The organism is Candidatus Pelagibacter sp. Uisw_099_02 (assembly GCF_047727625.1).
Classification (GTDB): Bacteria; Pseudomonadota; Alphaproteobacteria; order Pelagibacterales; family Pelagibacteraceae; genus Pelagibacter.
In genome coordinates this window covers 598,267-616,684 of the sequence record NZ_CP159822.1, presented here as the reverse complement: position 1 = coordinate 616,684, position 18,418 = coordinate 598,267, and the positions used below count along the sequence as shown (strand labels likewise).

Here is an 18,418-nt window from a genome sequence, read left to right as displayed (position 1 = left end):
ATGAAAGTGTTAAAAAATTGGGATAACAAAACATGGTTATCATCTAGTGCTTATATAAGTTCTTTTAATTTTTTTTTACTAAAGAAAAAAAAACTCAATAAAAACTCAAGAATATTAGATATAGGATGTGGCAGGGGAAAAATTTTTGGCTCTTTATCTAGAAAGTTGAAGTTAACTAATAGACCAATTGGAATAGACTCTGTGCAACATAAAGATGTAGATAGATCAATAGATTTTAAAAACCTGAATGTATTTAAATTTTTTAAAAATAATCAAAATAAATTTGATTTAATAATGATTAAACAAACACTTCATTTTTTTAATCAAGACCAAAGATCAAAACTAATAAAAGCTTGTAAAAATAATTTAAAGAAAAATGGTGTTTTACTTATATTCTCTTTGAATACTTTGAATAATGAAATCCCCTGTTTTAAATTAATGAAACAAAAACTTAATAGAGGGTTAAAGAGAGATTCGAGAATGCTTAAATCAGCTAGTAAAATGTTAAAAGGTAATAAAATTGATAAATTTAAGTTTAAAGTTTTAATAACTAAAAATAAATATACTCAAATGTTAAAACAAAAATACATCTCATGCCTTGTTAATCTAAGTAAATCTCAAATCATTAAAGGCATTAATGAAATAAAAGATATTTTTCCAAATAAGATATTATTTAAGGATATTTTGATTTGTATAAAATATAAGCATACAAAAAAAAGTTAACTAATATTGAATAGTTTTTCACCCAAAGGACTGATTGGGTCTTGAGGTGTAGGTTTGATTTTAGTTTTTTCCTCAACAATACTTAATAGTTTTTTAGCAAGTCCTTGGCGTCTAAACATGGGATTAACAAAGATATATTCAACTTCAGCTGTCTTATTGTATCTAACAAAACCAAGTGTAGTATTAATGTTTTTAAAAGTAATAACACCATCGTTTAGATCAACATCATAATTTATATTATCTAAATTATTCATTAATTATTTCCATCTTGCTCAAGTTTTTTTTCTAATTTTCTTACAAAGAATGAAACAATCAATATCAAAATTAAATACTCCAAGATTAAAAATGTATAAATTTCTAATGGTCTGTAAGTTGACACAACTAATTCATTAGCTTTTCTTGTTAGGTCACCAATACCTATAATTGATACTAATGAAGACATCTTTAATACATATACAAACTGATTGCCTAATGCAGGCAAGATGTTTTTAATTGCTTGTGGAAGGATCACCAATCTTAATCTTTTATAAAAAGTTAAACCTAGAGATGAACCTGCTTCCCACTGTGACTTTTTAATTGAGTTTATGCCTGCTCTAAAAATTTCTGCTTGAAAGGCACTTTCACTTATTGCTAGTGCAATTATTCCAGACACAAATGGACTGAAGCTTAATCCAGTCATTATAGGTAGACCGTAATAAATCCATAAAATTAAAACAAGCAACGGTATTGCTCGTACAATTTCTACATATCCAATGTTTATGTATGTTAAAAATTTATTTTTAGCTAAAGAGGGTATTGCAACAATGAACCCTAACATTGCAGAAATGATTATAGATATTACTGAAATATAAATAGTTGTTGTTAAACCACTTAGTAAAAATTTTAGGTTAGTTAATCCTTCAACACTATTGGGTGATAGAATAAACCATCCCAAATCTTGACCACTACAAGAAGTAAGAGGTAAAATTAAAAGTAAAAAAAATAAATTTTTCACTCTTAAAGTTATAATGAATTAGAGAATAATATCTAATTTTTTATAAGCTTTTTAAATTATATTTAGCGAGTAGTTTATTAAAGAAACCAGACGATTTTTTATCTTTAATCCACGCATTAACATAATCATTCCAAACCTGATCATTTTTACCAACCATCATCGCTAAAAAGGCAGGATTTTTTTCTCCATCAGGAACAATTGCTAATTGAGGGTATTTGACAATTAATTTATTGGCTTCTGTTGAGCTTGTAATATTTCCATCTGCTCTTCCAGCTAATACTTCCTGAAAATCTCTAGCAGGAGATTCAACTGATTGCAATTTAGACATAGGAAAGAACTCTTTAGCTTTTTCTTCCTGAGATGTTCCTAGGGTTGTAGCAATAGTTACATTTTTATTATTCAAAGAGCTCCACGTTGAATATTTTTTTAAATTCTTTTTAAGTATTAGTGGAACAGTACCATACTTGTAGTAAGTATCTGTAAATCCAGCAACTTCTGCTCTTTTTGGAGTTTTAGTTACACTTGTAGAAATATCATATCTCCCTGCAGTAATTCCTGAAACAATAGTTTTCCATTCAGTGGCTACAAAAGTAATTTTTACACCCATATCCTTTGCTAATTCGTTCATTACATCAATATCAAAACCAACATACTTATTAGTAGCTGGATCCTTCATAGTCATTGGATCCCAGTCGCCTGTAGTTCCAACTTTTAACTCACCAGAAGATAAAATTTGATCAAGCTTAGTTTCTGCGTTAAGAGAGAAGGGTAAAAGTGCTAATAGCACTATAAGGAGTATTTTTTTCATATCGCTCTTATAACAACAATTTTAATAAATATAAGACTATAACCTTGACGCACTATCACTCATCCAAGAGTGTAAATGCTGGGAAAAAGAACGCCTAACAAGTAAATTAACCTCATTTATTTCCATAAGATGGATAATTACATCAATATGCGACAGTATTGTTTGAACAACTGAACCTTTCTTATTTTTAAATTCATTAAAGTTAAAAGGAGATCCAGTGGCAAATAAATCAAAAACTTTACTACCTTTTATATTCAGCATTACAAATTGGTCACTCACATCAGTTACTGCACCCAATTTTACTTTAGATATGTTTTTGATTAATTCATCTTCAACTTGATAAGTATTATTGTCCTCACTCACAGTTTCATTTGATATCAGCATCCATTCATCAGGACTTAACCAAAATGCAGTAAGTTTTTCTGCTGATGTAGATGTATTTGACTCTGTTGGTAGGACCATATTAAGATTTTTACCAATAGTTGTAATAAAATCTTTTGTTTTGCCTCTTATGATTAATTTCATAATAGGTTTAATTTCTTTAATGACTAAATCAGAATAAGTCACATCACCTTTAATAGAGGTTTTATAATTAAGCATTTAACCTCACATTTTCTTTATCAAAAAAAACAGGATCAACAATAGTTACATTAATATTTTTATCTTTCATTGAAATAAATAATTTTTGTCCTAGCATATTTTTACCACCTCTAACTACAGCTAGTGCAATAGATTTATTTAAATTAGGACTATAGTAACTTGAAGTTACATGACCTAGCATTTCAACAGGTTTTAAACTAGTGTTAGCAATTATCTGAGCTCCTTCTTCTAGAACATCAGTTGGAATATCTGTTATAAGACCTACTAATTGTTTCCTATCTTCCTTTATTGTATCAGATCTATAAAGAGATCTTTTACCAATAAAGTCATATTTCTTTTTACTAACAATCCAATCCATTTGTAAATCTATCGGTGTCATTGTCCCATCTGTATCTTGACCAACAATAATAAACCCTTTTTCTGCTCTTAATAAGTGCATCGTCTCTGTGCCATAAGGCGTGATATTAAACTCTTGACCTGCTGCAATGCATTTCTTCCATAAGGCTTCACCATAGTTTGCTTGAATATTAATTTCATAACTATGTTCACCTGTAAAACTAATACGCATAATTCTACATTTAATATTGTCAATTTTTGTATTCTTAAAGGACATGTGTGGAAAACTTTCATCTGAAAGATCAAGATCAGGTATCATTTTATTTAGAATTTTTTTACTACTTGGACCACAAACACTTGCTGTAGCATAGTGATCTGTGACTGATGATAAGTAGACATCCAATTCTGGCCACTCTGTTTGAAGATAATCCTCAAGTTTTCCTAATACATTTGCAGCTCCACCAGTTGTTGTTGTCATAATGTAGTGATTTTCATCAAGTCTAGTTGTGACACCATCATCATAAACCATGCCGTCTTCATTAAGCATTAAACCATATCTACACTTACCTATAGCCAGTTTTGACCAAGCATTTGTATAAATTCTATTTAAAAATTCTGAAGCATCAGTTCCTTGAATATCAATTTTACCAAGTGTTGAAGCATCCAGTATACCTGCGCTATCTCTTGCGGCTTTACTTTCTCTTTGAACAGCCTCATGCATGGTTTCGTCATTTTTTGGATAATACCAGGCTCTTTTCCACTGACCTACATTTTCAAATTCAGCATTATTTTTGATATGCCAGTCGTTAATCGGTGTTCTTCTGAATGTATCAAAATATTCTCCAACGTTTCTACCAACAATAGTTCCAAATGTTAAAGGTGTGTAAGGAGGTCTAAATGTTGTTGTACCCAGTTCTCCCATCTTAACTCCAGCTGTTTCAGCAATAATTCCCAATGCATGCATATTACCAAGTTTACCTTGATCTGTTCCCATGCCTGTTGTTGTATAACGCTTAACGTGCTCAATAGATCTAAAACCTTCTCTAAGTGCTAGCTTGATATCTTTTGCTGTTGCATCATTCTGATAATCAACAAAAGGTTTTGTTTTTCCAGGAGTCTTATCAGATGGCAATAACCAAATATTTCTAATTTCTTTATCTTTAGGACACTTGATACTTAAATCATCATACTCAGTTTCTTTTATGTTTAAAAACTCTTTTAATGTTTTTGATGTATTCTTAAGCATATCATCAAGCTCAAACTCACCATTACAAGAACCAATGCTAATTTGATCTGATGGATATTTATTAGGTATAAAAACCTGATCTTCATCTCTAAATTTTAATTTTCCACCTGATTGAGTAAACAAATGAACCGCGGGTGTCCACCCTCCAGCTATAGCTAAACAATCACAATCTAATATAATCTTTTCTGAGCTTGTGAAAGCTTGTCCATCTTTAGACAATGCCATAATTGTAATTTTATTTATTTTTTTATAACCCTCAGTATCTACAACTGTATGAGACCTATAAATTTTAATCCCTAAATTTTCAGCCTCATTAGTAAATTCAGAATTTGATTGTTCTCTGATATCAATAATAGCTTCAACATTAATTCCTTTTTTGCTTAATGAAATAGCACTTTCATAAGCCGTATCATTATTTGTAAAGAAAATATTTTTGTGACCAGTTGCTACACCATAATAATCAGCATATTTTTTAACAGCTGATGAAAGCATGATTCCAGGTCTATCATTATTATCAAATACAAGAGGTCTTTCTAAAGAACCAGTAGCAACAATTACTTTTTTTGCTCTAATCTTTAACAGTCTTTGTCTCACTTTATTTTTTTTTTCAATCTCTGAAAGATGGTCTGTCAAATTTTCCCTAGCTAATAAATAATTATATCCATGATAGGCGGCAACACTTGTTCTTGTTTTAATTTCTAGGTTTTCTAATTTTTCTAATTCACTAATTTCATTTTCTAGCCAAGTTGAAGAATTTTGATCATTAATCTTAATATGTTCTGAATTTTGGTAGATTGTTGATCCACCAATTTCACTTTTTTCATCAAGTAATAAAGTTTTAAAATTATTTTTAGCAGCTGTTTTTGCAGCCATAATTCCAGTAATACCCGCACCTATAACTAGTACATCGCAATGAATATATTTATGCTCATAAATATCCGGATCAGGCTTAGTAGGTGATTTCCCAAGTCCTGCTGAATGTCTTATAATGTACTCATACTTTTCCCAAAAATTAGCTGGCCACATAAATGTTTTATAATAAAAACCAGCAGGTAAAATAGGAGACATAAAATTATTTATTCCACCAATGTCAAAATTTACACTAGGCCAACAATTCTGGCTTGTTGCCTCTAAACCATCATAAATCTCTATTTCAGTAGCTCTAACATTAGGTTCGGTTAAAGAAGTGTTGTCATTTATTTGTACAATTGCACTAGGTTCTTCTGAACCAGCCGTCATTATTCCTCTTGGTCTATGGTATTTGAAGCTTCTTCCAACTAAATGAACGTCATTAGATAGTAATGCTGAGGCCAAAGTATCACCCTTAAAACCGTAATAAGTTTTGCCATTAAATTTAAATGAAACTTTTGTCGTTTCATCAATAAACTTACTAGTTTTTACTCTCAAATTTTTTGACATAGATTAGATTGTTGGTGGTTTTTCACCCATTTTATAAACTGACTTTATTTCATCGTTAGAAGTGTCTCTAGCTACATTAAACCATTTTCTGCAACCGTGAGCATGATTCCATCTTTCAAATTGAACACCTTTAATATTTTTTCTCATAAATAAATATTCTGCCCATTCATCGTCACTTAATTCTGTAGGTTGTTTAGGTCTTTCAATATGAGCTTCACCACCTGCTTTAAATTCACTTTGTTCGCGCTCACCACAAAAAGGACAAGTGATTAAAAACATTAATGTGCTACCGCCGCTGCACCATGTTCATCAACAAGGTCACCACTACTAAATCTATTTAAATTAAAAGCAGCATTTAATTTATGAGGTTCATCATTTGCAATTGTATAGGCAAATAAATCACCTGATCCAGGTGTTGCTTTAAACCCACCTGTTCCCCAACCACAATTAAAATACAAACCTTTTACAGATGTTTTGCTGATAATAGGACTTGCATCTGGACAAATATCTACAATGCCACCCCATTGTCTGAGCATTCGCATTCTACTAAAAATTGGGTAAAGTTCTAAAATTGCATTTAAAGTTCCTTCAACAATATCGTGACTACCTTTTTGTGAATAAGAAATATAATCATCAGTACCAGCACCTATCACAAGTTCACCTTTATCAGATTGGCTAACATAAGCATGAACTGCATTTGACATTACAACAGTGTCAATAATTGGTTTTACTGGTTCTGAGACTAGAGCTTGAAGAGGTTTACTTTCTAAGGGCAATCTGAGCCCAGCCATATTAGCAATTACACTTGAGTGTCCAGCTGCAACCACACCAATCTTTTTAGTTTTTATAAATCCTTTAGTTGTTTCTATACCCTCAACCTCATCACCAATTCTTTTAATTCCATTAACTTCACAATTTTGAATTATATCAACACCCATTTCATCAGCACCACGAGCATATCCCCATGCAACAGCATCATGTCTAGCAGTACCAGCTCTTCTTTGTAAAGTACCACCTAATACTGGATAACGAATATTAGAAGATGTATTGATAATAGGGCAAAATTTTTTAACTTCTTCAGTGCTCAAATACACAGCATCGATACCATTTAATCTATTAGCATGTGTTCTTCTTTTTAAATCCCTGATATCTTGTAAATTGTGAGCAAGGTTCATTACACCTCTTTGACTAAACATTACGTTGTAATTTATTTCTTGAGACAAACCTTCCCATAGTTTTAAAGCATGATCATATAGACCAGCACTTGCATCCCATAAATAATTAGATCTTATAATTGTAGTATTTCTTCCAGTATTACCACCACCGATCCAACTTTTTTCAACAACTGCAATATTTTTCATATTATGTTTTTTAGCTAAATAGTATGCTGTCGCTAAGCCATGACCGCCACCACCGATAATAACTGCATCGTATTCTTTTTTTATAGTGGGATCTTTCCAGGCTTTTTGCCAATTTTCGTGATAGGAAAAAGCATTTTTGACTAAAGAAAATACTGAATATTTATTTTTCATAATATTAATTAAGAATTACTTTATAAATATTGAATATTCAATACAATCGGGTATATCAATATCGCAGTGGAAGAGTGGGTGAGAGGCTGAAACCAGTCGTTTGCTAAATGACCGTGCGGGGAAACTTGTACCGAGGGTTCGAATCCCTCCTCTTCCGCCATTAAAATAAGGGCTGATCTTTGAAAAAATCATTCATTTTAATAGGCTTTTTTTCCAGTATATATCTATAGACATTATAGTTCTCCATAACACGCTGAACATAGTTTCTAGTTTCTTTGAATTTAATCAATTCAACCCAATCAACAAAATCAATTTGTTTTTTTTGAGGATTTTTATTTATTTTTTTCCAATATTTAACTCTCTTGGGACCAGCGTTGTAAGCAGCAGCAGCGAAAGGGTAGGCACCATCATACTGCAAAATTAAACCAGCTATATAATGAGACCCTAAATTAATATTATATTCAGGATCAGAAGTTAGTCTCGATTTTGAATAAGGTAGCTTTGCTTGTTTAGCAACTAGTTTAGCCGTGTAAGGCATTAATTGCATTAAACCTTGCGCTCCTACGTGACTGTTTGCTCTCATATCAAACTCACTTTCTTGTCTAATAAGAGAAAGAATGAAAGCAGTTTCTGGTATTTTTCTTCCATTAACGTATTTAGGAGTGCTTATAATCGGGTAGTTAAAATCATTATGAAATCTTTTTTGATAAGAGGCAATTTTTGAAATTTGTATTGCAAAATCGTACCTTGATATATTTGTTGCAAGTTCAGCTGCTAGAATTTCACTTCCACTTTTAATGTTATCATTTGCTAAATGTCTTAATATATTTTTAGTATATTTATCTTTGTTTAATTCATCTAAAAGATGAACAATTCTTACTAATTCTTTTTTATAAAAATATTTTCTATATTCTTCAGTAACAATGGCTTGCTCACTTAATTCAAATTTTTCATTTGGTTTAGTTTTTAAAAATGCTAGTTGACCATAATAAGTTGATAAGTATTTTGTTGCTTCAGTATACCATTGTTTAGATTGTTCTTTATCACCAATGTTCTCATAAGAGCGCGCAAGCCAATAAGCTCCACGTGATAAACTAATAGGATAACTTACATTTTGATAAAAATTATTAAAATGATCTATTGCTAAAATTGGATCATTTAAAAAACTTAATGCAATCCAACCACTCAACCACTCAGCATCTGCAAATTCTGGACCTTTATCTAAAGAATGTTTGCTTGCAACTTTATATGCGGTCTCATATTTTTTCTTATAAATTAAAGCTCTTGCCATAATTGCTCTTTCCTTCCACCATTTATCAGGTCTAACTAAGTAATTTTTGTTATTTGGAATTTTAAATATAATTTCTAAGGAATCATCTACTCTACCTCTTTTTCTTCTCCATTTAAGTCGATCATAATTTAGTCCAGCATCATTTTTAAGTTTGGCTGGAACATTTTTGATAGCATTATCAACACCATAAGATTTACTCATTAAAATTTGCCTAGCTGTATAAAGTAACTCATAGTCTTTAGGTAAATATCTTAGCATTCTTTTTAAATCCCAAAATTTACCTTCCCAAGCTAAGTAGTCTGCACGTTTAATATAATCTTCCACATTTAAATATTTCTTATATTTTTTTCTAAAAAATTTCATATCAGCTCTATTAAGTTCTGCGGTTACCCATCCGTCTTTAATCAAAGAAGTCCCTTTAGTAATATTGCCTTTTAAAATAAAGCTTTCTCCCAATATTAATTTTCCATATCCACTTAAGGGCTCTTCAGAATTAAACCAAGCTATAATCTTATTTGGTGAAACTTTATTTGTTGACAGCTTATGTTCAGCTAAATAGCGAATTCTACCAATTCTTGGATAATTTTCATTACGTTGGATAAACTCTAAATAATCATAAAAACTTGCTTGATTACCTGTGGTTAATAAATGTCTCCACTGAATAAAATTATATATGGACTTGTCTTTAGCTTTTTTAGATTGTGATAATGCTGTCGTCCACTGACTTTTTTGCATTGCTTGAATAGATTTTTTTGCAATACCATAATCTTTTTGATTATAATATTTTGACTGAGTCTTAACTATTAATTTAGTCTTTTTAACTACTAAGGGCTTACTTTTTGGTATGAGAAAATTTATTTTTTTTACATCTTTCTTTACTATTTTGGTTTCAGTTTTTTTAAGCTTTTTAGAAGGCTTAGATTTAGGCTTAAGAATACTTTGTGAAATCTTTGCATCTTGAGCATCTTTATCTAAAATAGGTTTTTTTAGAGGAATTATGGAGATTTCAGCAGCAAATAAATTTCCTGTTATTATTAAACTTAATAATAATGTGTTTATAAAAAAAAATATCTTTCTAACCATAAATTTACTAAATGAATCTCTAAACTATGTTATAAGTATTTATGTTCAAAGGATCAAATGTTGCTTTAATAACTCCGTTTAAAAATGATAAACTTGATGAAGATAGTTATATCAAGCTTATTCATTTTCAAATTAAAAATGGAACTAATGGTCTAGTTCCTGCTGGAACTACTGGGGAATCTCCAACTTTAAGTCATGCTGAGCATCAAAAAGTTATTGATTTGTGTGTCCAGGAAAGCAAGGGAAAAAGTATTGTAATCGCCGGGACAGGATCCAACTCAACCAAAGAAGCTATATCATTAACCACACATGCTGAAAAAGCAGGTGCTGATGCAGCTTTAGTAGTTACACCTTATTACAATAAACCCACTCAAGAAGGATTATATCAGCATTATAAAGCTATTAATGATAAGGTTGGTATACCTATTATAATTTATAACATTCCAGGACGATCTGTAATTGATATGTCTGTCGATACAATGGCCAGGTTGTTTGAGTTAAAAAATATTGTTGGTGTTAAAGATGCTACAGGTGATCTTGATAGAGTTAATCAGCAAAAAAATAAAATGGGTAACAATTTTATTCAACTTACTGGAAATGATGACAACGCATTAGATTTTAATAAAAGAGGTGGTGTGGGTTCAATAAGTGTTACGGCAAATATAGCCCCAAAGCTTTGTGCAGATTTTCAAAAATCTTCAAAAATAGATACTGAAGAAGAAAAACAAGAAACAGAAAGATTAGATAAAATACTCCAGCCGATTCATAACTCTATGTTTATAGAAAGCAATCCAAGTCCAGTTAAGTATGCTGCAAAACTTTTGGGCTTATGTGATGATGATGTTAGGTTACCTTTAGTTAAGGTTACAGAATCAACTAAAGAAGTTATTAAAAAAGCTCTAGTATCAGCAAATCTACTCTAATGAACAAGAAAACCAACCCTGGTTTAAAAATTATCTGTTTAAATAGAAAAGCAAGTTTCAACTATTTTTTTGAAGAGTTAATTGAAGCAGGAATTGTACTCAAAGGATCTGAGATTAAATCTATAAGAGATGGAAAGGTTAACATAGCAGATTCATATGCTGTAGAAAAAGAAGGTGAAATAATTTTGATCAATTCCCACATTGCAGCCTTTAAACAAGCTAGCTATTCAAATCATAATCCAATGGATGAAAGAAAACTTCTATTAAATAGAAAAGAAATCAACAAACTAATTGGAAAGATGCAGAAAGACGGTTTAACACTTGTTCCAACAAAAATGTATTTTAAAAAAGGTAAGGCTAAAATTGAGATAGCAGTAGCTAAAGGGAAAAAACAATTTGATAAAAGAGCAACTAAAAAAAATAGAGACTGGAATCGTGAAAAAGCAAGACATATTAGAAAATCCAGCTAATTTTGTATACTTAGCAATCGGATCAAATTTAGGAAATAAAATTAGCAACATTGAAATAGCTAAATTTGAATTAGAAAAACATAAAGTTAAAATTTTAAAACTCTCATCTAATTATATAACAAAGTCTTGGCCAGATTCATCTATGCCAGATTATATCAATATTGTTATAAAAGTTAAAACTAGCCTAGAACCACTTGATTTATTAAGAATATGTAATTTAATAGAATTAAAGCTGGGAAGGATTCGGTCTAAAAAAAATACACCTAGAACATGTGATATTGACATTATTGACTACGATAAAAAGATATTAAACAAAAAAAATAGTAAATTAATTTTGCCTCACCCTCGTATGAATAAAAGAAATTTTGTATTACTGCCACTTTTTGAGCTAGACAAATCATGGAAACATCCAATATTGAAGGTTAATATAGTTAATTTGATCAACTCTTTATCAGTTAAAGACTTAAGGTCTATTAAACAAATATAAATTAATGTTATAATCACACATGCTTAATTCTGAAGAATTAATAAAAAAAGTTAAATTATATAATAAATTTTTAAATCCAGAAAAATTAAATAAAGCTTATGATTTTGCAATTAAAGCACACAAAAATCAAAAACGTGATTCTGGCGACCCATATTCAAATCATCCGATAGCTGTAGCCAGTATATTAACAGAACTAAAGCTCGATAGTGCAACCATAGCAACTGGACTACTTCATGATACCATCGAAGATACACATGCTACTTATGATACTATTAAGAAAGAATTCGGCCAAGAAGTTGCTGACTTAGTGGATGGTGTAACAAAAATATCAGTTTTTGAAAATCAGATTACATCAACTTCAAAAGCAGAAAATTTTAGAAAATTAATTTTAGCAACCTCAAAAGATATTAGAGTGCTGTTAGTTAAGATCGCTGATAGATTGCATAACATGAGAACAATTGATGCCATTTCAAAAATTGAAAAAAAAGAGCGTATTGCAAAAGAAACTATGGAAATCTATGCACCATTAGCTGACAGAATGGGTATGCACAGAATTAGAGATGAGTTAGAAGATTTATCTTTTAAAGTTCTAAATAATAACGCAAGAGAACTTATAAAAAAAAGGTTAGATGAAATTAAAGATGATAAAGTAAATAGCTTTAACTCAATTTCATTGCAATTCAGTGGATTGTTAAATGAACACAAAATAAATGCTGAAATTATTGGTCGAGAAAAAACTCCTTTTTCTATATGGAGAAAAGTTCAAAAAAAAAGAATATCACTAGAGCAAATTTCAGATATCATTGGATTTAGAATAATACTTGATAGTGTTGAAGATTGTTATAAAGCTCTTGGTATATTTCACAAAGAGTGGAATTGTATACCTGGAAAATTTAAAGATTATATTTCGTCGCCTAAGATTAATAAATATCAATCATTACATACTTCAATTATAGGACCTAATAGAAGACCAATTGAAATACAGCTTAGAACATTACAAATGCATGAGTATGCTGAAAGAGGCATAGCATCACATTGGAAATATAAATCTTCCGAAAAATTTAATTTATTAACGTGGAAAGAATATGATTGGCTTGCCGATTTAGTTGAGATTATTGATAAGAATGAAAACCCAGAACACTCTTATGAGTATACCAAGCTACAAATGTTTCAGGAAAATGTTTTTTGTTTCACTCCAAAAGGATCTGTAATTAAATTACCAAAGGACGCAACGCCAATTGATTTTGCATATGCTGTGCATACTAAAATAGGTAATAGCACTATAGCCTGTAAGATTAATGGTAACGATAGTGAGTTACAAAGTATACTTTATAATGGAGATGTTGTGGATATTATAACTTCTAAAAATAAATCACCTTCATTGCACTGGATACCTGTTACAAAAACTGGAAAAGCAAGATCAGCAATTAGAAAGTATTGGTATAAAAAAGGAGAAGAAAAAGCTCAAAGAATTAAAAAATACAATACTACGTTATGGATTTCTTTACCCGATAAACCAGGAAAACTAGGAGAGATAACAACTTTACTTGGTAGCCATAGTTTAAACATCTCGAGCGTTGAAATGAAGGAAAAGTCTAAAGAATATATTAATTTTAAATTCAATCTTATTATAAAAGATTTGAAGAACTTTACAAATTTTATTAGTGAGTTAAAACAAAAGGAAATTAAATTTAAAATCATTAGACACGAGGATAACTGGTTAAAGGAACGTAATGCTTTCACACGAAAAATCTTTAAATATTTTAAAAAAAACTAACGCACTTTTAGAAGGTCATTTTATTCTTTCTTCGGGGTTGCATTCACCTAAATATATTCAGTGTGCTAAACTTTTAAGCTTTCCACATTTAGCTCATGATATTTGTAATTCATTAGCAAAAAAAATTAAAAAAAAATTTAAATCTATAGATTTAATTTTAGCCCCTGCAATGGGGGGCGTTATTATTGGTTATGAAATTGGTAAACTTCTAAAAAAAGAGACAATATTTTGTGAAAGAGTTAATGGTAAATTTGTCTTAAGACGTGGGTTTCATATAAAAAAAGGATCAAAAGTTTTAATAATTGAAGATGTTATAACAACAGGCAAATCAAGCTTAGAATGCGTTAAGTTGATAACAAAGCCAGGTGCAAAACTTATCGGCTTTGCCTCGATTATTGATAGATCAACCAAGAAATCACTAAAGATAAAAAGGAATATTATTTCACACATGAAAATAGACGTTCCGACATTTAAGAAAAATAACCTTCCAGAAAGTCTTAAAAATACTCCGATTACAGTTCCTGGAAGTAGATTTATTAAATGAAAAGACTAGGTATTAATATTGATCATGTTGCTACAATAAGAAATGCAAGAGGGTCTTTCCACCCAGATCCGTTAACCATTGCTAAGCATGTAACTAAATGTGGAGCTCATTCAGTAACTATACATTTGAGAGAAGACAGAAGACATATAAAAGATATTGATGTCATTAAAATTTGTAAAAATAAAAAAATAATCACTAATCTAGAAATTTCCCTAAACAAAGAAATAATAAATATAGCATTAAAAAATAAACCTAATTTTATTTGCATAGTTCCAGAAAAAAGAAAGGAAATAACAACAGAAGGCGGATTAAACCTAATAAAAAATAAAAAAAAAATAAAAGAAATAATATCATTATTTAATAAGAAAAATATTAGAACAAGTTTATTTGTAGACCCAACTTTAAAAGATATAAAAATTGCAAAAGAATTAAATTCTTCTTGTGTTGAATTACATACCGGGAAAATTTCTAATTTAGTAAAAGATAATAAAAATTATAAAAATGAATATTTAAGAATTAAGAAATGTTCAGAACTTGGTGTTAAATTTGGAATTGAGGTTCATGCTGGCCATGGTCTTGACTATAAAACTACTGCTATACTAAGTAAAATTAAAGAAATTACAGAATTTAATATTGGTCATTTTATAATTGGTGAGTCACTCACTCATGGTTTAAAAAACACTATTAAGGCATTTAAAAAAATAATCAATAAATAGATATGAAAATTCTTGGCATCGGTGTCGATATAGTAGAAAATATTAGAATACATAAATCTTTAAAAAATGTTAGTTTTATTAAAAGAGTTTTTTCTAGTTCAGAAATATTGTTAGCCAAAAATATAACAAATAAAAAATCTTACTATTCTAAAAGATTTGCTGCTAAGGAAGCATTTTCTAAAGCAATTGGAACAGGTTTTAGGGGTAATTTGAATTTTAAAGATATAACTATAAGTAATGATAAATTAGGAAAACCCTCATTTGTAGTCACCGATAAAATTAAAAAAATTATTAAAAAGCAATTTAAGATAGCATCCTTTGATTTATTTCTGTCAATTTCAGATGAAAAAAAATATTCTATAGCCTACGTAATTTTACAAAAAAAATGATAACCAAAAATATTATAATTGATAATGTTAAGACAATTTTTTATGCTTTAGTAATAGCTATTGTTATCAGATCTCTTTTTATTCAACCTTTCTATATTCCCTCGTCATCAATGGAGCCAACACTTTTAATTGGTGATAGATTGTTTGTTACGAAATATTCTTATGGTTACAGCAAACATTCTTTCCCTTTTAGCCCACCAATAATAAATGGAAGACTATTTTCTAAGAAACCTATGGTTGGTGATGTTATTGTTTTTAAAACACCAGCTGATAATAGGACAGATTATATTAAAAGATTAATTGGTCTACCAGGTGATAATATTCAATTCATTAACGGTGATCTATTTGTAAACAATAATCAAATATTCAAATCTATAATTTCTCAAAATGATAAAATTTATTGTGGAAAACAAATTATAGACGTTAATACATTTGAGGAAAAACTTCCAAATGGCAAAACACATAATAGTGTATATTTAAAAAATTATAGTTTTCAAAATTCTGATAATTTTATAGTTCCTTCTAAACACTATTTTTTTTTAGGTGACAACAGAGACTGCTCTAAAGATAGTAGATACCTGACTAGTGTCGGTTATGTTCATGAAGATAATTTAGTCGGCAAAGCTCAATTCATTTTTTTTTCATCTGATTTTAGAATTGGAAATATCTTTTCTTTTTGGAAATGGCATAAGACAATTAGATTTGACAGGTTTTTTAAGAAAATTATTTAATGAAAATTAATCCCACAACATTAGAAAAGAAATTAAAATTAAAGTTTTCAGATCAAAAAATTTTCATTAAAAGCTTAACACATAAAAGCTTTGACTCATTAAACAATAATGAAAAAATTGAATTTTTAGGAGATAGAGTTTTAGGTCTTATTATCGCAAAAAAATTATTAGAACTCTATCCAGAAGAAAGAGAAGGGGTGCTAGATAAAAAATTTGCTTCATTAGTAAATAAAAAAAGATGCCTAGAAATTGCTAAAAAAATTGAACTAGAGAAATATATTTTAGTTTTAAACCCTAAGAATAAAAAAATTGAAATTGAAGATAAAATAATAGCGGACTGTTTAGAAGCTTTAATTGGAGCGATCTACCTTGACAAAGGTTTAAATTTCACTGAAAAATTTATTCTCAATTTATGGAGTGAGCATATTACAGCAAGTGTTGTAACCCAAATTGACGCAAAGACAAAACTTCAAGAGTACTCGCTTAAGATTTTTAAAGTCTTGCCTATTTATAAGCTAATATCTAATACTGGCCCTCGACATAAACCACTCTTTAAAATTGCTGTTAAACTAAAAAATACTAAATTTTTCACAGCAGAAGGATTTTCTAAAAAAGACGCAGAACAGAATGCTGCTTATTTATGCATTGAGGATGTTTTTAAAAAATGAATTGGGATGATAGCGCTTATTTAGTTTCCAAAAATAGATACAGTGAAAATTCAATAATTGCTGAAGTTTTTACAGAAAACCATGGAAAAATTTCAGGAATAATTTTTGGTGGTACATCAAAGAAAATCAAAAACTATTTACAAATTGGTAATAAAATTTATGTAAACTATAAATCTAAAAATGTTACTAGAATTGGTTATTTTAAAATAGAAATTCTAAAAGCCTTAACTCCACTCTATTTTGACGAAAATCAAAAACTATCATGTATTACCTCAGCAATGCATCTTATAAAGCTTCTTACTGCTGAAGCTCAGTCTAATAAAGAAATTTTTAAATTAATTGATAAATTTTTTGAAATATTAACTTATGATAATTGGATACAAAAATATATTTTCTGGGAGTTAGAACTTTTAAAATTATTAGGATATGATTTAGAATTAAAAAATATGGTAGAAAAAGAGATTGTTGATAGTGAAATCAATTATTTTGTTAAATCATCGACTGAAAAAAAAATTATTCCAAATTTTTTAATAGATGAAAATAATCTAGATGTTAATTTAAAAAATTTACTCAAAGGTTTAAAACTTGTTAGTGATTACCTTGAAAAAAGTATTCTAAAACCAAATAATCTAAACCTTCCAATTTCTAGGACTCATTTTATTAATCTTTTAAAATAATTATTTGATTAAATCGTTAATTCTATCAGCATAATAGCTTACTATAGCGTTTGCCCCAGCTCTTTTAAATGAAATCAAACTCTCTAATACTGCATTTTTATCTATCAGCCCTTTTTTTATACTATTACTTAATAGACTGTATTCACCTGAGACTTGATAGGCTAGAACAGGAATTTTAAAATTATCTTTAACTATTTTAATTATGTCTAGATAAGGCATTCCAGGTTTAACCATAACCATATCAGCTCCTTCTTTAATATCTAGAGCTACCTCTCTTATCGCTTCATCACTGTTTCTAAAGTCCATTTGGTAATTTTTCTTATCACCTTTTAGTAAATTTTTTGAACCAACTGCATCTCTGAATGGACCATAAAAACTTGATGCATATTTTACTGCATAAGAAAGTATCTGAACCATTTCGTGACCTTCTTTATCTAAAGCTTTTCTTATTTTACCAATTCTTCCATCCATCATGTCTGATGGAGCTAAAACATCACAACCAATTTCTGCTTGTAACAATGATTGATTTATCAAGATTTCAATAGTTTCATCATTTAATACATAACCTGATTTTATTAAACCATCATGACCATGAGAAGTATAAGGATCTAAAGCTACATCACACATAATACCAATTTCATTTTTATATCTTTTTTTAATATAATGAATGGCTTTACAAACAAGATTGTCATCATTTAAAGCTTCAGTTCCAATATGATTTTTTTTTGTTTTATTTGTATTCGGAAATAATGCAACCATAGGTATTTTATTCTTGATTGCTTTATCAATAATAACTCCAAGTTTATCTATTGTGTATCTATAAACGTCAGGCATTGTTTTAATGGATTGTTTTATATTTTTTCCATCAATTAAGAATATAGGTAATATAAAATCACTAGATGAAAGGCTATTTTCTTGAATTAACCTTCTAGACCAATCGTTTTTACGACTGCGTCTAAGCCTTAAATTTGGATAATTTCCTGTAATCATGTTTAAATATATTT

General features: G+C 29.3%; 20 protein-coding genes and 1 tRNA gene. 12 read left to right on the top strand and 9 right to left on the bottom strand.

Annotated features, from left to right (window positions below; genetic code table 11):
- Complete coding sequence (locus ABXT47_RS03350; RefSeq protein WP_415309321.1) at nucleotides 1–723, top strand: class I SAM-dependent methyltransferase; 723 nt, start codon at nucleotides 1–3, stop codon at nucleotides 721–723.
- On the opposite strand, the gene ABXT47_RS03345 is transcribed toward ABXT47_RS03350, so the two are convergent.
- Genes ABXT47_RS03345 through ABXT47_RS03315 form a run of 7 tightly spaced genes read right to left on the bottom strand, consistent with a single transcriptional unit; the run spans nucleotide 720 to nucleotide 7,658 of the window.
- Complete coding sequence (locus ABXT47_RS03345; RefSeq protein WP_415309320.1) at nucleotides 720–977, bottom strand: GNAT family N-acetyltransferase; 258 nt, start codon at nucleotides 975–977, stop codon at nucleotides 720–722. The genes ABXT47_RS03350 and ABXT47_RS03345 overlap by 4 nt on opposite strands.
- Nucleotides 977–1,717 carry an amino acid ABC transporter permease gene (locus ABXT47_RS03340; RefSeq protein ID WP_415309319.1) on the bottom strand — a complete coding sequence of 247 codons (741 nt, stop codon included), beginning with the start codon at nucleotides 1,715–1,717 and terminating at the stop codon, nucleotides 977–979. Before ABXT47_RS03340 ends, ABXT47_RS03345 begins: the two co-directional genes overlap by 1 nt.
- A 40-nt stretch (nucleotides 1,718–1,757) precedes the next feature.
- Nucleotides 1,758–2,525 (bottom strand): ABC transporter substrate-binding protein, encoded by a 768-nt coding sequence (locus tag ABXT47_RS03335; RefSeq protein WP_415309318.1) that lies wholly within the window; start codon nucleotides 2,523–2,525, stop codon nucleotides 1,758–1,760.
- 36 nt (nucleotides 2,526–2,561) lie between these two features.
- Nucleotides 2,562–3,125 (bottom strand): sarcosine oxidase subunit gamma, encoded by a 564-nt coding sequence (locus tag ABXT47_RS03330; protein ID WP_415309317.1) that lies wholly within the window; start codon nucleotides 3,123–3,125, stop codon nucleotides 2,562–2,564.
- Nucleotides 3,118–6,126: a sarcosine oxidase subunit alpha family protein gene (locus ABXT47_RS03325; RefSeq protein WP_415309316.1), complete on the bottom strand. Its 3,009-nt coding sequence runs from the start codon at nucleotides 6,124–6,126 to the stop codon at nucleotides 3,118–3,120. The genes ABXT47_RS03330 and ABXT47_RS03325 overlap by 8 nt, the downstream gene beginning before the upstream one ends.
- Before the next feature lie 3 nt (nucleotides 6,127–6,129).
- Entirely contained in the window at nucleotides 6,130–6,405 is a 276-nt protein-coding gene (locus ABXT47_RS03320) for a sarcosine oxidase subunit delta (protein WP_415309315.1), read from the bottom strand.
- The gene (locus ABXT47_RS03315; RefSeq protein ID WP_415309314.1) at nucleotides 6,405–7,658 is read right to left on the bottom strand and encodes a sarcosine oxidase subunit beta family protein; all 1,254 of its coding nucleotides are present in this window, start codon (nucleotides 7,656–7,658) and stop codon (nucleotides 6,405–6,407) included. The genes ABXT47_RS03320 and ABXT47_RS03315 overlap by 1 nt, the downstream gene beginning before the upstream one ends.
- 68 nt (nucleotides 7,659–7,726) lie before the next feature.
- On the opposite strand from ABXT47_RS03315, the gene ABXT47_RS03310 reads away from it, so the two are divergent.
- A tRNA-Ser gene (locus ABXT47_RS03310) sits at nucleotides 7,727–7,818 on the top strand.
- Here ABXT47_RS03310 and ABXT47_RS03305 read toward each other — a convergent pair.
- A complete protein-coding gene (locus ABXT47_RS03305; RefSeq protein WP_415309313.1) occupies nucleotides 7,819–10,032 on the bottom strand; it encodes a lytic transglycosylase domain-containing protein in 2,214 nt (737 codons plus the stop codon).
- A gap of 41 nt (nucleotides 10,033–10,073) precedes the next feature.
- Between ABXT47_RS03305 and dapA the strand changes: the two genes are divergently transcribed.
- Genes dapA through recO form a run of 10 tightly spaced genes read left to right on the top strand, consistent with a single transcriptional unit; the run spans nucleotide 10,074 to nucleotide 17,414 of the window.
- Nucleotides 10,074–10,955: a 4-hydroxy-tetrahydrodipicolinate synthase gene (gene dapA / locus ABXT47_RS03300; RefSeq protein WP_415309312.1), complete on the top strand. Its 882-nt coding sequence runs from the start codon at nucleotides 10,074–10,076 to the stop codon at nucleotides 10,953–10,955.
- Nucleotides 10,955–11,425: an SsrA-binding protein SmpB gene (smpB, locus tag ABXT47_RS03295; protein WP_415309311.1), complete on the top strand. Its 471-nt coding sequence runs from the start codon at nucleotides 10,955–10,957 to the stop codon at nucleotides 11,423–11,425. The genes dapA and smpB overlap by 1 nt, the downstream gene beginning before the upstream one ends.
- The gene (gene folK, locus ABXT47_RS03290) at nucleotides 11,391–11,912 is read left to right on the top strand and encodes a 2-amino-4-hydroxy-6-hydroxymethyldihydropteridine diphosphokinase (RefSeq protein WP_415309310.1); all 522 of its coding nucleotides are present in this window, start codon (nucleotides 11,391–11,393) and stop codon (nucleotides 11,910–11,912) included. Before smpB ends, folK begins: the two co-directional genes overlap by 35 nt.
- Nucleotides 11,913–11,931: 19 nt before the next feature.
- A complete protein-coding gene (locus ABXT47_RS03285) occupies nucleotides 11,932–13,689 on the top strand; it encodes a bifunctional (p)ppGpp synthetase/guanosine-3',5'-bis(diphosphate) 3'-pyrophosphohydrolase (RefSeq protein ID WP_415309309.1) in 1,758 nt (585 codons plus the stop codon).
- Nucleotides 13,646–14,233: an orotate phosphoribosyltransferase gene (pyrE, locus tag ABXT47_RS03280; RefSeq protein ID WP_415309308.1), complete on the top strand. Its 588-nt coding sequence runs from the start codon at nucleotides 13,646–13,648 to the stop codon at nucleotides 14,231–14,233. The genes ABXT47_RS03285 and pyrE overlap by 44 nt, the downstream gene beginning before the upstream one ends.
- Complete coding sequence (locus ABXT47_RS03275) at nucleotides 14,230–14,949, top strand: pyridoxine 5'-phosphate synthase (protein ID WP_415309307.1); 720 nt, start codon at nucleotides 14,230–14,232, stop codon at nucleotides 14,947–14,949. Before pyrE ends, ABXT47_RS03275 begins: the two co-directional genes overlap by 4 nt.
- Nucleotides 14,950–14,951: 2 nt before the next feature.
- A complete protein-coding gene (gene acpS / locus ABXT47_RS03270; protein WP_415309306.1) occupies nucleotides 14,952–15,338 on the top strand; it encodes a holo-ACP synthase in 387 nt (128 codons plus the stop codon).
- A complete protein-coding gene (lepB, locus tag ABXT47_RS03265) occupies nucleotides 15,335–16,069 on the top strand; it encodes a signal peptidase I (protein WP_415309305.1) in 735 nt (244 codons plus the stop codon). Before acpS ends, lepB begins: the two co-directional genes overlap by 4 nt.
- Nucleotides 16,069–16,737, top strand: coding sequence for a ribonuclease III (gene rnc / locus ABXT47_RS03260; RefSeq protein WP_415309304.1), 669 nt, complete (start codon nucleotides 16,069–16,071; stop codon nucleotides 16,735–16,737). The genes lepB and rnc overlap by 1 nt, the downstream gene beginning before the upstream one ends.
- Nucleotides 16,734–17,414 (top strand): DNA repair protein RecO, encoded by a 681-nt coding sequence (recO, locus tag ABXT47_RS03255; protein WP_415309303.1) that lies wholly within the window; start codon nucleotides 16,734–16,736, stop codon nucleotides 17,412–17,414. Before rnc ends, recO begins: the two co-directional genes overlap by 4 nt.
- On the opposite strand, the gene hemB is transcribed toward recO, so the two are convergent.
- Nucleotides 17,415–18,404: a porphobilinogen synthase gene (gene hemB, locus ABXT47_RS03250; RefSeq protein WP_415309302.1), complete on the bottom strand. Its 990-nt coding sequence runs from the start codon at nucleotides 18,402–18,404 to the stop codon at nucleotides 17,415–17,417.
- Between the last annotated feature and the right edge of the window lie 14 nt (nucleotides 18,405–18,418).

Excerpts from the sequence above, each read along its gene's own strand:
- ABXT47_RS03315 (WP_415309314.1), bottom strand. The coding sequence starts at position 7,658 with ATGAAAAATAAATATTCAGTATTTTCTTTAGTCAAAAATGCTTTTTCC.
- ABXT47_RS03320 (WP_415309315.1), bottom strand. The coding sequence starts at position 6,405 with ATGTTTTTAATCACTTGTCCTTTTTGTGGTGAGCGCGAACAAAGTGAA.
- hemB (WP_415309302.1), bottom strand. The coding sequence starts at position 18,404 with ATGATTACAGGAAATTATCCAAATTTAAGGCTTAGACGCAGTCGTAAA.
- ABXT47_RS03325 (WP_415309316.1), bottom strand. The coding sequence starts at position 6,126 with ATGTCAAAAAATTTGAGAGTAAAAACTAGTAAGTTTATTGATGAAACG.
- ABXT47_RS03330 (WP_415309317.1), bottom strand. The coding sequence starts at position 3,125 with ATGCTTAATTATAAAACCTCTATTAAAGGTGATGTGACTTATTCTGAT.
- pyrE (WP_415309308.1), top strand. The coding sequence starts at position 13,646 with ATGCTTTCACACGAAAAATCTTTAAATATTTTAAAAAAAACTAACGCA.
- recO (WP_415309303.1), top strand. The coding sequence starts at position 16,734 with ATGAATTGGGATGATAGCGCTTATTTAGTTTCCAAAAATAGATACAGT.
- ABXT47_RS03275 (WP_415309307.1), top strand. The coding sequence starts at position 14,230 with ATGAAAAGACTAGGTATTAATATTGATCATGTTGCTACAATAAGAAAT.
- smpB (WP_415309311.1), top strand. The coding sequence starts at position 10,955 with ATGAACAAGAAAACCAACCCTGGTTTAAAAATTATCTGTTTAAATAGA.
- ABXT47_RS03305 (WP_415309313.1), bottom strand. The coding sequence starts at position 10,032 with ATGGTTAGAAAGATATTTTTTTTTATAAACACATTATTATTAAGTTTA.
- acpS (WP_415309306.1), top strand. The coding sequence starts at position 14,952 with ATGAAAATTCTTGGCATCGGTGTCGATATAGTAGAAAATATTAGAATA.
- rnc (WP_415309304.1), top strand. The coding sequence starts at position 16,069 with ATGAAAATTAATCCCACAACATTAGAAAAGAAATTAAAATTAAAGTTT.
- ABXT47_RS03345 (WP_415309320.1), bottom strand. The coding sequence starts at position 977 with ATGAATAATTTAGATAATATAAATTATGATGTTGATCTAAACGATGGT.
- ABXT47_RS03350 (WP_415309321.1), top strand. The coding sequence starts at position 1 with ATGAAAGTGTTAAAAAATTGGGATAACAAAACATGGTTATCATCTAGT.
- ABXT47_RS03335 (WP_415309318.1), bottom strand. The coding sequence starts at position 2,525 with ATGAAAAAAATACTCCTTATAGTGCTATTAGCACTTTTACCCTTCTCT.
- dapA (WP_415309312.1), top strand. The coding sequence starts at position 10,074 with ATGTTCAAAGGATCAAATGTTGCTTTAATAACTCCGTTTAAAAATGAT.
- lepB (WP_415309305.1), top strand. The coding sequence starts at position 15,335 with ATGATAACCAAAAATATTATAATTGATAATGTTAAGACAATTTTTTAT.
- ABXT47_RS03285 (WP_415309309.1), top strand. The coding sequence starts at position 11,932 with ATGCTTAATTCTGAAGAATTAATAAAAAAAGTTAAATTATATAATAAA.